This window comes from Tabrizicola sp., assembly GCF_041911175.1.
Classification (GTDB): domain Bacteria; phylum Pseudomonadota; class Alphaproteobacteria; order Rhodobacterales; family Rhodobacteraceae; genus Tabrizicola.
In genome coordinates this window covers 1-12,857 of the sequence record NZ_JAYRPN010000076.1, presented here as the reverse complement: position 1 = coordinate 12,857, position 12,857 = coordinate 1, and the positions used below count along the sequence as shown (strand labels likewise).

The following is a 12,857-nucleotide window of genomic DNA, read 5'->3' as shown; positions in this document are numbered from 1 at the left end:
CGCTCTTCCGCGTGATGGCCGAGACCGGGCTTTATAACACCTATTTCGCGCTGATCCTGCCCAACGTGGCCTTCGGCCTGCCCTTCACCACATTCCTGATCCGCGCCTACATGACCGGCATCCCGGGTGAGCTGCGCGAGGCGGCGCTGATGGACGGCGCGGGCGAGGCGCGCATCTTTGCCGAGGTCTACCTGCCGCTTTGTCGCCCGATCCTCGCTTCGGCCGGCCTGATCTCGGCGATGCGGGTCTGGAACGAGTTTATCTTCGCGCTGACCTTCGTCGAAAGCGACTCCGTCAAGACCGTGACCATCGGCGTGATGAGTTTTGCCGTCGCCCTGCGCGCCGATTGGGGCGTGCTGATGGCTGGCCTCGCCCTGTCGATCCTTCCCATCCTTGCGACCTTCCTGGTCATGCAGCGCCAGTTCGTCGGCGGTCTGACCAGCGGCGCCGTCAAATGAGCTCGTCCATGTCCTACATGCAGATCAAGGGTATCGCCAAACGCTACGGCACCTATGAGGCCGTGCGCGGCATCGACATCGACATCGCCGAACGGGAGTTCGTGGTGATCGTCGGCCCGTCGGGCTGCGGCAAGTCCACGCTTCTGCGGATGATCGCGGGGCTGGAGACGATCAGCCGGGGAGATCTGGTGATCGACGGCCAGCGGATGAACGATGTGCGCCCAGCCGATCGGGGCATCGCGATGGTGTTCCAGTCCTACGCACTTTACCCGCACAAGACCGTTGAACAGAACATGGGCTTCGCGCTGAAGGTCGCGAAGACGCCGAAGGACGAGGCCGCCCGCAAGATCGCGCGTGCGGCGGAAATCCTGCAACTTGGCCCCCTGATGAAGCGGCTGCCGAAGGAGCTGTCCGGCGGCCAGCGCCAGCGCGTCGCCATCGGCCGTGCCATCGTGCGCAACCCCAAGGTCTTTCTGTTTGACGAACCGCTGTCGAACCTTGACGCCAGCCTGCGGCTGCAGATGCGGATCGAACTGGCACAGCTGCACCGCGAATTGCAGGCGACCATGGTCTACGTCACGCACGACCAGATCGAGGCGATGACGCTGGCCGACAAGATTGTCGTCCTCCGTGACGGGCTGGTCGAACAGATCGGCGCACCGCTGGAAATCTACCGCCGCCCGGCCAACACCTTCGTCGCGGGCTTCATCGGCAGCCCGAAGATGAACCTGTTGAAAGCCCGCGTGGTGGCGATCGAGGCCGGCCGCGCCCGCGTCGATGCCGCAGGTCTGCTTTGCGACGTGACCGTGGATCATCTGCCGGCCGTGGGCGCTGAGGTCACGCTTGGCATCCGGCCCGAGCATCTTGCGGCCGGACCCGGAGCATCGGTGCAGGTACAGGCCAGCGAACGGCTTGGCGGGGTGACCTATGCTTATGCCCGCCTTGCCGACGGCCAGCCCGTGACCGTGCAGCTGGACGGCGAACATGACTTCGCCACCGACGGCGGTCTGACAGTGCAGCCCCAGCCGGGCCGCGCACACCTCTTCTCTGGCGACAGCGGCCTTCGGCTCTGATCCGCCCAACTGGTTCTCGAAAGGAATGACCATGCTGAACTTCGATCCCGCCCGCTTCCTGCGCATCCAGACCGGAACCGTGACCATTGCCCGCGACCTTGGCGCACTGGTCGGACGGCTGGTGGCTGAAGGGGCCGACAGCCTGTTCTTCATGGGCTCGGGTGGGGCGGGCATCCTGATGCAGCCCGCGGCCGACCTGATGCGCCGGGCCTCAAAGCTCCCCTGCCACAACGTCCTTTGCGCCGAGATTGTGCTGACCGGTCATGTGGCGCTGGGGCCGAAGTCGGTGGTCGTCATGCCGTCGCTGTCGGGCACCACGAAGGAAAGCATCGCGGCGATGGACTATGTGAAGGCACGCGGGGCCACCGTGATCTCGATCACCGGCCACGCCGAGACGCCGCTGGCCAAGGGGGCCGACCACAGTTTCGTCAACTTTGCCGAGGATGATACCTCGTGCGAGATGTTCTACGTCACGTCGCTGGTCGCGGCCCTGGCCGCAATGCAGGCACGGGGCGAGCGGTCGGACTATGACCGGATCATCGCTGAACTGGCCGGACTTCCCCAGCAGCTTCTTGCAGTGAAACAGGCGTTCGAGTCGCGCGCCGATGCGCTGGCGCGGGCGATTGCGGCTGATGGCTGGCACATCATCACCGGATCGGGCGCCGCCTGGCCCGAGGCCTATTACTACGGCATGTGCATCCTGGAAGAGATGCAGTGGATCCGCACCCGGCCGGTCCATGCCTCGGACTTCTTCCACGGCACGCTGGAGCTGGTGGAGAAAGGCGTCTCGGTCGTGGTCTTCGCGGGCGAGGATGAAACCCGCCCGTTGACCGACCGCGTGATCGCCTTTGCCAAGGGCTATACCGACAAGCTGACGGTGCTGGATACCCGCGATCTTGCGACCACCGGCCTTTCGCCGGACCTGCGGGCGCTGATGGCCCCGGCGCTTCTCGCAACCGTGCTGGAGCGGCTTTCGGCGCATCTTGAGGTCATGCGCGACCATCCGCTGGTCACGCGCCGTTACTACAAGCGCGTGGCCTACTGAGATGGATGCCTTCCAAGGACACAGCGACACCCCCCTCTGGCGGGCCGAAATGGCCTTGCCACCGGTGCCGCCTGCGCAGGTAGAGCCGCGCGAGGATGTGCTGGTGGTAGGCTCGGGCTTCACCGGCCTGCACACCGCGCTGCATCTGGCGCGCGGTGGGCGACAGGTCGTGATCTGCGACGCTCGCGAGATCGGGTGGGGCTGCTCCACCCGGAACGGCGGGCAGGTTTCCTCGGAAATGAAGCCAGACCTCGACGACTTCATCAAGAAATACGGTGAGGATCGAGCCCGCCGCATCCTGTCGACAGGGATCGAAGCGCATCGTCACCTGCGGTCCTTCGTGGCGGAGGAAGGTATCGCCTGCAACTACAGCGTCTGCGGCCATTTCATCGGCGCGCACCGGCCTGACCGGATGGAGGGGCTGCGCCACTTCCTGCGCCAGAACGCCCGCCTTGGGGTCGAGGGCGAGGAGATCCCGAAGGCCCGCGTCAGCGACTTCGTCGCCTCGCCACAGTTTCATGGCGGCGTGCATCTGCCCGACTGGGCCAGCCTGCATCCCGGCCGTCTGGTCGCCGAACTGGTTCGGCTTTGCCTTGCGGCTGGCGTGCGCTTCGTACCGCATACCCGAGTCTCGAAGATCGAGGATCATGTCGATCACATCACCTGCCTGGCCGGAGACCGAGCAGTGCGCGCAGCGCATCTGGTGATGGCGACCGACGGCTACACCGACGGCGCCTCGCGCTGGATGCGGCGGCGGGTGGTCTCGCTGGCCTCGGTGGTGACAGCGACCGAAGCGATGGACCCGGCGGCGGTGCGTGCGCTCTACCCCCGGGCCTCGATGGTCTATGACACGCGGATGAACGTGACCTATCACCGGCCCTCGCCCGATGGCGACCGGGTGATGATCGGAACGGTGGTTCCGGTGGACGTGAACAACGTCGCGGCCTGCCTGCCGCGCGTGCGCCGCAACATCCTGCGGCTTTTCCCGCAGCTGGAGGGCGTGAAGATCGCCCATGTCTGGACCGGCTGGGTCGGTGCGACCTTCAGCCACCTGCCGCATGTCGGGATGCACGGGCGCATGGGCTATGCCATCGGCTACAACGGCACCGGCGTTGCCATGTCGTCCTACCTCGGGATGAAGCTGGCGCAGAAGATGCTGGGCAAGGGCGGCGAGACGGCCCTTGACGGGCTGGAACTGGAAACGCGCCCCTTCTTCCACGGTCAGACCTGGTATCGCCGCCCGGTCCTTGCCTGGCATGATTTGAAAGACAACATGGCATCGCGTGGGGCGACGATCGGATGACCGCGTTCGACCTGATAGCCCTTGGTGACAACTGCATCGACCGGCTGACCGGCGCGGTGACGGCCGACCTCGTCGGGGGCAACGCGGTGAACGTCGCGGTGCAGGCGGCGATGCTGGGCCTTCGCACGGCCTATTGCGGCTCGGTCGGCCCGACAGGAGAAGCCGACGGCGACCGGGTGCTGTCCGCAGTGGCTGCAAAGGGTGTGGATGTCTCTCTCGCCGATAGACGGGGGTCGGCAACGTCGGTCACGCGTCTGAACGTTGCCCCCGACGGAAACCGCACCATCCTGACCGAGGATTTCGGGGCTTGCGCGGGCTGGGTGCCCGATGCCGCGCGTCTGCGTACGCTCAAGGCGGCCCGCCATGTCCATATCGGCTGGCTGCAGGACGGCGGCCATGCGCGCCGGGTTCTGGCGCGCGACGGGGTCAGCCTGTCGCAGGATGTCTCGGTGAATGCCGCCCCGGAGGATCTGGGGGTCGAGGGGCTGGCCATCGCCTTCGCCTCGCTGCCCGAAGATCAGGCCGACCGGGCTGAATCCCGCGCGGCCGACCTGGTGGCGCAGGGCGCGAAGGGTGCCGTCGTGACCCTGGGCGCGCGGGGCAGCCTTGCCCTGATCGGCGGCCAGACCTGGCGCGCCGAGGCGCCACGGATCAGCCCGGTAGATACCACCGGCGCGGGCGATGCCTATATCGCGGGTTTTCTCGCCGCGCGTCTGAACGGGGCCGACGTGCCCATGGCCATGGCAGCGGGCCACACCTGCGCTGCCGCATGCTGCGGCCATCCGGGGGGCTTTCCCCAGTAGCGCCCGACCCATTGCCGACCTGCCGCCCCCGGAACGCCGTTTCCGGGACCGGCCCAACCTTGCCTGATGAGAGGACCAGATGACCGACAAACCCTTCCCGACCGAGGCGCAGATCGCCGCCGCATTGGCCGCCGCAAAGGCACGGCCCGAGTTGACCGAAATCTACTTCGTCGCCTGTGGCGGATCTTATGCGCTTATGCTGCCGAATCAGTATGCGGTCGACCGTCACGCAAAAACCATCGCCGGCCACGCGTTGAACGCCGCCGAGTTCATGGCCCGCAACCCGGCACGGCTGGGGCCAACCTCGGCTGTGATCCTGTGTTCGCACTCCGGCACCACGCCGGAAACGGTCGAGGCGGCGCGCTTCGCCCGTGCCAAGGGCGCGCTAACCATCGCGCTGACCAATCTGCCCGGCAGCCCGCTGGATGAAGCGGTCGAGTTCCCAGTCTATTACACCCACGCGCCCAAGACCTTTGCGCCCGACCATTCCCCCGCCGTCATGGCCCGACTGACCTTCGGCATCATGGGCGTGCGCGAAGCGAACCCACTGGCGCAAAAGGTGGAAAAGGCACTGACCGCCCTTCCGGCCCTGATCGACACCGCCATCGCCGCCCACACAGACCGCATCGCCACCTTCGCCGAAGCCATGAAACGCGAGCCGGTGATCTACACGATGGGTGCCGGGGCCAACTATGCCACGGCCTACTCGTACGCGATCTGCATCTTCCAGGAGATGCAGTGGATCCATTCCGCCGGCATCCACGCGGGCGAATACTTCCACGGACCCTTCGAGATCACCGATTTCGACGTGCCCTTCATCGTGCTGCGCGGCCTGGGTGCCAGCCGCAAGATGGACGACCGGGGGCTGGATTTCGTGACAAAGTACAGCCAGCGCGTGACCACGCTCTGCGCCGAGGAACTGGGTCTGGGCGTGATCGATCCCGAAGTGGTGGAGCATGTCGAACACATGGCCTTCGGCACGCTCCTGCGCGTCTATTGCGACAAGCTGGCCGACAGCCGCGGCCATCCGCTCACAGTGCGGCGCTACATGTGGAAGATGGATTATTGACGAGAGTTCCGGGGGCAGGCCAGTCCTGCCCCCTCAAGGACGGAGCGAGCATGACCGACGGACTTCTCTGCATCGGCGACAACGTCGTCGACCTCTACCTTGACCGAGGTGAGTTCTTCCCCGGCGGCAACGCGCTGAACGTGGCCGTTCTGGCCCGCCGCTTCGGGTTGGCCGATGTGGCCTATATGGGCATCGTCGGCAATGACCGTGAAGGCGATCACGTCCGCGCCTGCATGGCTGCCGAAGGCCTCTCGACCGCCCATCTGCGCCGGGTAGAAGGACCGAATGGCAAGGCGCAAGTCACGCATGACGCCGATGGCGACCGGGTTTTCGTTTCATCGAACCGGGGCGGAATCCGGCGCAAGGTGATGCTCAGGATGGACGAGGACGACCTGGCGCTGATCGCCACCATGGGCCATGTCCATTCCAGCTGCTTCAGCTATCTCGAACCGGAACTACCTCGCATCCGTGCCGCCGCGCACGAGGTGTCGTTCGATTTCTCCACTCTGCACGACCCGGCCTATCTGGCGCAGGTTTGTCCGCATGTCTCGACAGCTTTCCTGTCAGGAGCAGGGCTGGCCGACGCGGCAGTGTCAGAGCTGATCGCGCGGGTCCTCGACCTTGGACCGGACACCGTCTGCGTGACGCGCGGCGACAAGGGGGCTGTCTGGGCCAAGGGTCAGACCCGCATCGAACAACCAATTGTGCCCGCCACGGTGGTCGATACCATGGGCGCTGGCGATGCCTTCATCGCGGGCTACCTTGTGGCAAGATTGCGCGGTAATACTCCAGAAGAGGTTCTCCAATATGCGGCCTTCTGCGCAGCGAGAGCCTGCGGATGGGAAGGCGCTTGGGGCTATCCGCTCGCAGACATTCCATAGCCCACCGCCGATGTCGTTGAGCCTGCTCTGGTGCTCGTCAGACTTTCAGAGGGTCGGACCAGCAGCGCGTTGGATCCACCATCGCTGGGCGAAGGTGCTTTTGAACGCACAGGTATTCCAGGTGCGAACGACCGCTTTCCGCCGCGACTACTCCGTCAGATCGTCCAGCGTGACGTCGAGGACGCCCGCCATGGCGCGCAAGGTTGCGATCGAGCCCTGTTTGCGTCCGGTCTCGATCTCGGCCACGGTCACGCGGTTGACCCCGGCCTTCTCGGCCAAGGCGGCCTGGGTCAAGCCACGCAGGTTCCGGTAGACGCGCAGCGGGCTTTCCCCATCGAGCAACCGGTTCGCGTAATCGCCGGGGATCAGTTCCTCCGCCCCTGCCGCCAGGGCGGCCTTTGCCCGATCATAGCTCTGGAGATCGGCCAGATCCTCGGCTGCGGCCCGAAGGCGATCGTATTCCTCGCGCGGGATGGTCACCATCTCGTTCATGTCATTCCCTTTCAGTCATAGACGTCGCCGCGTGGGCCGATATCGAGAACCGCCAAGACATTGCCCTGGTCATCCATGATCACGCGCCAATCCCCGACCCGCAGCCGGATCCCCTCTCGCCCCTTGAGGGACTTCACGTTGTTGCCCTGTGAGGCCGGGTCCGTCGCATAGGCCTCGATCTTGGACTGGATCAGCCTGGCCGTGTTGGCGGGCATCCGGCGCAACGCCCGGATCGCGGCCCTCGTGTAGCTGATCTGCTTCATGATGTAGCTTTAAGCTACTAATCCTGGGTGTGTCAAGATCAATGTCGCTTTGGGCGACAAGCGCGGCCAGCTTGCGCTGGCCGCGTCTGCCTCACAGATCGATGCCCTCTGACAGCGTCAGGGCATCCTCGATGTCGACGCCGAGGTAACGCACGGTGCTGTCCATCTTCGTGTGCCCCAGTAGCAGTTGGACCGCGCGCAAGTTGCCGGTCTTCTTGTAGATCTGTGCGACCTTAGTCCGTCGCATGGAATGGGTGCCGTAGGCGCTTGGTTCGAGGCCCAGCGACTTCACCCAGCCCCGGACGATCCGCGCATACTGACGCGTGGACAGATGCGGGCTGCCATGGATCCGGCTAGGCCACAGGAACTCGAGGCCGGTCATCTCCGGGTCCTGGATCCATCGCTCGAGGGATAGCCGTGTCGTTTCGGTGATCTCGAAGCGGACCGGCTTGCCCGTCTTGCTCTGGATCATCGAGGCGCGCTCCTTGACCCGCCCGGCGGCGAACACATCCCGGACCCGGAGGGCGACGAGGTCGCATCCACGAAGCTTGCTGTCGACGGCCATGTTGAACAGCGCAAGGTCGCGCGGGTTGCCTGCCATCTCCAAGCGGACCCGGATGGACCAGACATGCCGCGGCAGGAGCGGGCGCTTCTGACCGATAATGCGGCCCTTGTTCCAAGGGACGCGGACAGGCCGAAGGACGGGGAGAAATTCGGCGGGCATGAGTATACCTCCTGTCCACCCGGCCCACCCTTCTTCGGTCATGCCGACCACCACAGGATACCACGTTTCAGGCCAGGAGTGGGGGCACCGGGCGGGAAGGAGACTGTGACCCCGCAGCATTGCGCTCGCAGCAAGTTGCGAAAGCCGGACTTGAACAATCTGTCCCGCCGGTTTGCCGGAACCCGGGCATCACCGGGTGGTGTCGATAAAGAAGCCGCGAAACGGCTTGATCGTGGACATCGACAGCAGTGTCCGGGTCTGCGGCGGATACTGGCAGCGGCCTTCCTGACCGCGCGGTCATTGACCGAGGCCCCATATTTAGTTAGGATTCCTAATCGAATCACCCTCAGGGGACCGTCATGCCCGATCCTTCCGATCAGATCGCCTTCGCCCTTGGCCGATTGGCCGTGCTGTGGCGGGCCGGGGTCTGGCAGGCGGCGGTGGCCGAAGGGCTGAACCCCGCCCAGGCCGAAATCCTCGGCCATCTTTCCCGGCGCGGACCCGTTCGGCAGGTCGATCTGGCCGCGGCCCTCGGGGTTTCGGCGGCAAGCCTGAGCGACTCGGTGGCAAGTCTTGCGGCCAAGGGCCTTGTCATCCGGCAGCCCGACCCCGAGGACGGCCGGGCCCGGCGGGTTGGCTTGAGCGCCGCAGGGCAGACCATCGCCGAACGGCTGGCGGCTGCGTCTGACGCCCTGACCGCCGCCGTGTCGGACCTGCCCGCGGCCGAGGCCGGGTCGCTTCTGCGCGTGCTCACCCGCCTGATCCGCGTCCTGCAGGAGGCTCGCGCGATCCCGGTGCAACGGATGTGCGCGACCTGCGCCCCTTTCCGCCCCTATGCCCATGCCGATGCGGCCCGCCCGCATCACTGCGCCTTTGTGGACACCGCCTTCGGGGACGCGCAACTGCGCCTTGACTGCGGCGAACACGAAGCGGCCCCGGCCGAAAGCGCCGCCGCCATCTGGCGGCGGTTCGAAGCGGCCTGAGCCGTGATGCCGGACGCCCCACCCGCGGCAACGGGCGAGGCGTCCTTGATGTCCGACCCACCTCGCGAAAAGACAGGAGACGTTTCACCATGCCACAGAAAGCCACGTTCTACCATGCCGGTTGCCCCGTCTGCATTGCCGCCGAGCAGCAGGTTGCGCAGGCGCTGGATCCGCGGCGCTATGCCGTCGAGATCGTTCATCTCGGCGCCGACAAGGTCCGGATTGCAGAGGCCGAAGCCGCCGGGGTCACCTCGGTCCCGGCCCTCGTGATCGACGGCGCGCCCTATCACATCAACTTCGGCGCATCGCTGGCCGATGTGCGGGGGGCAGTGTGATGCGGAACCTGACCATCCTGACAAGCGCGGCGCTGCTGGTTGCAACGACCACGGCCTGGGCGCATGGCGAGGGCGATCATGCCCACGGCATCGTCGCGCCCACCGGCACTGCCGAGCACGCTGATTTCGACATCGTTTCGGCCGCGATCACCACCGAGGGCCGGATCGCCACCTTTACAATGTCGGTCGCCGGCACGCCGGGCGCAACGGGGCCGGACCCGGCCGGCGGGCTGGCCGGCGCGCCGGTCTTCTCCTACGTCTGGCCGACCAGCCTTGACCCTTCGGTGGTGGGCTTCGAGACCGGCGCGGGGATACTGGCCTTTGCCGTCACCATCCATCCGGATTTCGACGACACGCCCCTGTTCGACGAGGGCAACACCGGGCGGACCGACGACGACGGCGGCATCTGGCACAGCCACTGGGTGGTGCTGGGCCCGGACGAGGCCTGCGGGCCGGGCGCGCTGAAGGTGATGGACATCCCAGACGGCACCACCCCAGCCCTGCCGCTGACCTGGCCCGGCCTGCCGCTGCTGATCGACAGCCCCGGCTGGTCGCCGATCTTTGCAGGCGAGACCCTGTCGGTCCGTGTCCCGTTCGCCGACATCGGCGCGGTCGAGGCGGCGCGCTACGACGGGGTGACGGCGGCGCTGCGGGTGAACGCCAACATCCATGCGCCGCTTCTGTGCGTGACCGATGTGTTCGACGTGGCTTCGGGGGACCTGAGCCTGCCGGGCCGGGTGAACCACTGACAACCTCGGGCGGCGGCCATGCGTCGCCGCCCGAGCCCCGGAGGGAAACATGGCCGAACCCGTCCCTTTTCACGCCGCCGAGTGGCTGAACGCCGACACGCCGCTGTCGCTGGCCGATTTCAAGGACCGGGTGCTGGCGGTCGAGGTATTCCAGATGCTCTGCCCCGGTTGCGTCAGCCACGGCCTGCCGCAGGCGCAACGGATCGCCGCCACCTTCGACCCCGCGCAAGTGGCAGTGATCGGCCTGCATTCGGTCTTCGAGCATCACGCCGCCATGACGCCGGTCGCCCTGCGGGCCTTTCTGCACGAATACCGTATCCGCTTTCCGGTCGCTGTGGACGCCCCCGGCGACGGTCCGCTGCCGAGCACCATGGAAGCCTGGGGCCTGCAGGGCACGCCGACGCTGGTGCTGATAGACCGGCAGGGGCGAATGCGGGCGCGCCACTTCGGGCAGGTGTCGGATCTGGCGCTCGGGGCGCAGATCATGGCGCTGCTGCTCGAGGCACCGAAGTGACCGGATTTCGCGTCCGCAATCTCCGGATCGGCCGCGCCCGCCCCTTCGGTCTTCAGGGCCAGTCCCCAGACATCGACAAGCAGTGTGTCGGGATCGATGATGGCACCGAACGAAGATTGAACGGCCGCTCTTCGGAATGACGCGAAGAGGTCTGACCGTCCGCTTCGGGCCGTTCGCGATCCTCAAAGGCACAGTATCTCCGCCACCCCGCGCAGCCCGCCCTGCCGCGAAAGCTGCACCACCAAATCCACGCTCCCCTCGCAGTACCGCTTCACCTCCTCGAACCCCATGCCGAGCCCGGCGGCCATGACCATGATCGCCAACCGATCGATGGCTTTCCGGGCGGTGTCGGCATGGATGGTTGTGAACGACCCGCCGTGCCCGGTGTTGATCGCTTCGAGGAAGGTTCGGCTTTCCTCGCCGCGCAACTCGCCTAGGATGATCCGGTCCGGCCGCATCCGGAGCGAGGCTTCCAGCAGCCGCGCAGGCGTGCGTTCACCTAGGGCGCTGCGATCCGCCTTGAGTGCCACGGCGTTTTCCTGTTGGGGGAACAGCTCGTAGGCATCCTCGATGGTCAGTATCCGCTCCCCCGGGTCCACCATCGACAACAAAGACCGAGCGAATGTCGTCTTGCCGGTCGAGGTGCCGCCTGAGATCAGGATGTTCATGCGCTCCTCGACGCAAAGCCGCATGGCATCGACAACTTGCCCGGCCTGAGCCAGCTTCATCGCCTCCCCTGCCCTTTCCCGACGCTTGGCGTCGAGATCGACGAGACAACCGTGTAAGAGGCGCGGCTCGATCAGCTGATCGGCGGAAACCTTGAATGGCCGGAACGTGATAGCCATCCCGCCTTCCACGATGGGCGGCGCCACAACCTGCGCCCGGATCGCCATATCGCCCCAGACGATCTTTCCCGAAACGGTCGGCTTCTTGTCGGAGAACTGCACGCCAACTGCAGAAGCTATTGCCTGCCCAAGGTTGTTAGACAGGACCCGATCGATGGACAGATGCGCGACCCGCTCCATGTGCGTAGCGCCCTTCCGCTCGATCCAGACCTTTCCGTCGGGGTTGATTGCCACCTCCACCAGATCGTCTCGCATAAACAGGGGTGCAATCGGTGTCAGGTAGGTGCCGAGGAAACTCGGCCGATCATCCATCACCAGATTTCCAGATCGCGATCGACCATGACCGTGATCGCGGCCCCAGGGGCGACGGTGATGATCGGTGGCAGGCTTGTGTAAGCCTCGACAGCTGAGCCCATGGCCGCGCTCAGGTCCTCGCCCATGCTCTCGGCCGTGTCGGAACTGACCTCGTCGGTGTATTTCGCGGCGGCGACGGCGGGGGCGGCTCCGAGAAGGGAAATGAGCGCAGCTGACCCGAACCGTGCACCGAACCGGGTGTTGACCTTGCCGGTGATGCCGGAGCGACCTTGGGCATCGCCACCGAAGGCTTCCATCTGCACGGACTGTCCGTCCGGTGTGACGAGCCGAGTCCAGGCGACAAGGATGCGACCTTGGCCGATGGCCACCTCTGAGGAATAATCACCGAAGAGGCGCGAGCCGGCGGGGATCAGGATTTGCGCCTGATCGAAGGACCAAACCGGCCGGGTCACGATCGCGGTGATCTGGCCAGGCAGGCTCGAGTCGACCGCATTTTCGAGGGTCGCTTCGATCATCGTACCCTGAAGGACGGTGTTCGACGGATTGGCAATGACCTGGCTCACTTCGGTGGCGGTGGCTTCGCGCCCCGACTGCACGAAATCCCGCCCCGCAGCATCGCGGCCCTCAGCCGGGGCCTCGGGCATCCCCATATCGGCATCCCCTACCCCACCCTTCTGACCATCGTCGAAGACGACCGAAGGCGAGGCCACGCGGGCAGCAAGCTGCGCTTCGCGCTCGGCACGCTTGGCCGCGAGCTCAGCCTCGCGTTGGGCTTCCGCAGCGCCCGCGGTGTCGGCGCTTGCTTTCAGGACGGCGATCTCCTGATCAAACTGCCGCCGCATGTCCTCCATGAGAGCGAGGTTCTGGGACTGCGCCTCTTCGAGGGCGAGCGCCAGTTCCTTGGCTGTCTGATCCTTCTCGGCATCGGCCCTGTCGGCAAGATCACCCAATTCGCGCTGCAGCCTCTCGACCTCGGACTGGAGTGTGGCGTTCCGCGCTTCGAGG

Annotated in this window: 16 protein-coding genes; 11 read left to right on the top strand and 5 right to left on the bottom strand. The window is 65.9% G+C overall.

Annotation, left to right across the window (positions count from 1 at the left end; translation table 11 throughout):
* The 7 genes from ACE3P6_RS09840 to ACE3P6_RS09810 all read left to right on the top strand — a co-directional run.
* The coding region (locus tag ACE3P6_RS09840) for a carbohydrate ABC transporter permease (protein ID WP_374394321.1) at window positions 1–458 on the top strand (458 nt) is incomplete at its 5' end.
* A gap of 8 nt (window positions 459–466) precedes the next feature.
* Window positions 467–1,531 (top strand): ABC transporter ATP-binding protein, encoded by a 1,065-nt coding sequence (locus tag ACE3P6_RS09835; RefSeq protein WP_374394318.1) that lies wholly within the window; start codon window positions 467–469, stop codon window positions 1,529–1,531.
* 31 nt (window positions 1,532–1,562) lie between these two features.
* Window positions 1,563–2,576: an SIS domain-containing protein gene (locus ACE3P6_RS09830; protein WP_374394315.1), complete on the top strand. Its 1,014-nt coding sequence runs from the start codon at window positions 1,563–1,565 to the stop codon at window positions 2,574–2,576.
* A 49-nt stretch (window positions 2,577–2,625) separates the two neighbouring features.
* Window positions 2,626–3,879: an NAD(P)/FAD-dependent oxidoreductase gene (locus ACE3P6_RS09825; protein WP_374394313.1), complete on the top strand. Its 1,254-nt coding sequence runs from the start codon at window positions 2,626–2,628 to the stop codon at window positions 3,877–3,879.
* Entirely contained in the window at window positions 3,876–4,682 is an 807-nt protein-coding gene (locus ACE3P6_RS09820) for a PfkB family carbohydrate kinase (protein ID WP_374394312.1), read from the top strand. Before ACE3P6_RS09825 ends, ACE3P6_RS09820 begins: the two co-directional genes overlap by 4 nt.
* 79 nt (window positions 4,683–4,761) lie before the next feature.
* Window positions 4,762–5,751 carry an SIS domain-containing protein gene (locus ACE3P6_RS09815; RefSeq protein WP_374394309.1) on the top strand — a complete coding sequence of 330 codons (990 nt, stop codon included), beginning with the start codon at window positions 4,762–4,764 and terminating at the stop codon, window positions 5,749–5,751.
* A gap of 50 nt (window positions 5,752–5,801) precedes the next feature.
* Complete coding sequence (locus tag ACE3P6_RS09810; RefSeq protein WP_374394306.1) at window positions 5,802–6,632, top strand: PfkB family carbohydrate kinase; 831 nt, start codon at window positions 5,802–5,804, stop codon at window positions 6,630–6,632.
* Between the two features lie 147 nt (window positions 6,633–6,779).
* Here the strand turns inward: ACE3P6_RS09810 and ACE3P6_RS09805 are convergent, their stop codons facing one another.
* From ACE3P6_RS09805 to ACE3P6_RS09795, 3 genes are all read right to left on the bottom strand, one after another.
* Window positions 6,780–7,124 carry a helix-turn-helix transcriptional regulator gene (locus ACE3P6_RS09805; protein WP_374394304.1) on the bottom strand — a complete coding sequence of 115 codons (345 nt, stop codon included), beginning with the start codon at window positions 7,122–7,124 and terminating at the stop codon, window positions 6,780–6,782.
* Window positions 7,125–7,135: 11 nt separating this feature from the next.
* Complete coding sequence (locus ACE3P6_RS09800; RefSeq protein ID WP_374394301.1) at window positions 7,136–7,387, bottom strand: type II toxin-antitoxin system RelE/ParE family toxin; 252 nt, start codon at window positions 7,385–7,387, stop codon at window positions 7,136–7,138.
* 91 nt (window positions 7,388–7,478) lie between these two features.
* Window positions 7,479–8,111 carry a tyrosine-type recombinase/integrase gene (locus tag ACE3P6_RS09795; protein WP_374394299.1) on the bottom strand — a complete coding sequence of 211 codons (633 nt, stop codon included), beginning with the start codon at window positions 8,109–8,111 and terminating at the stop codon, window positions 7,479–7,481.
* A gap of 359 nt (window positions 8,112–8,470) precedes the next feature.
* Between ACE3P6_RS09795 and ACE3P6_RS09790 the strand changes: the two genes are divergently transcribed.
* From ACE3P6_RS09790 to ACE3P6_RS09775, 4 genes are all read left to right on the top strand, one after another.
* Window positions 8,471–9,094, top strand: coding sequence for a MarR family winged helix-turn-helix transcriptional regulator (locus tag ACE3P6_RS09790; protein ID WP_374394296.1), 624 nt, complete (start codon window positions 8,471–8,473; stop codon window positions 9,092–9,094).
* Between the two features lie 89 nt (window positions 9,095–9,183).
* A complete protein-coding gene (locus tag ACE3P6_RS09785; protein ID WP_374394294.1) occupies window positions 9,184–9,429 on the top strand; it encodes a thioredoxin family protein in 246 nt (81 codons plus the stop codon).
* The gene (locus ACE3P6_RS09780; RefSeq protein ID WP_374394292.1) at window positions 9,429–10,178 is read left to right on the top strand and encodes a hypothetical protein; all 750 of its coding nucleotides are present in this window, start codon (window positions 9,429–9,431) and stop codon (window positions 10,176–10,178) included. The genes ACE3P6_RS09785 and ACE3P6_RS09780 overlap by 1 nt, the downstream gene beginning before the upstream one ends.
* 49 nt (window positions 10,179–10,227) lie before the next feature.
* Window positions 10,228–10,692, top strand: a complete 465-nt coding sequence (locus ACE3P6_RS09775) for a redoxin family protein (RefSeq protein ID WP_374394289.1) — start codon at window positions 10,228–10,230, stop codon at window positions 10,690–10,692.
* Window positions 10,693–10,874: 182 nt separating this feature from the next.
* Here the strand turns inward: ACE3P6_RS09775 and ACE3P6_RS09770 are convergent, their stop codons facing one another.
* A complete protein-coding gene (locus ACE3P6_RS09770; RefSeq protein ID WP_374394287.1) occupies window positions 10,875–11,849 on the bottom strand; it encodes an ATPase, T2SS/T4P/T4SS family in 975 nt (324 codons plus the stop codon).
* Window positions 11,849–12,857: TrbI/VirB10 family protein (locus ACE3P6_RS09765; RefSeq protein WP_374394284.1), on the bottom strand; the 1,009-nt coding region annotated here is incomplete at its 5' end. The genes ACE3P6_RS09765 and ACE3P6_RS09770, both read right to left, overlap by 1 nt.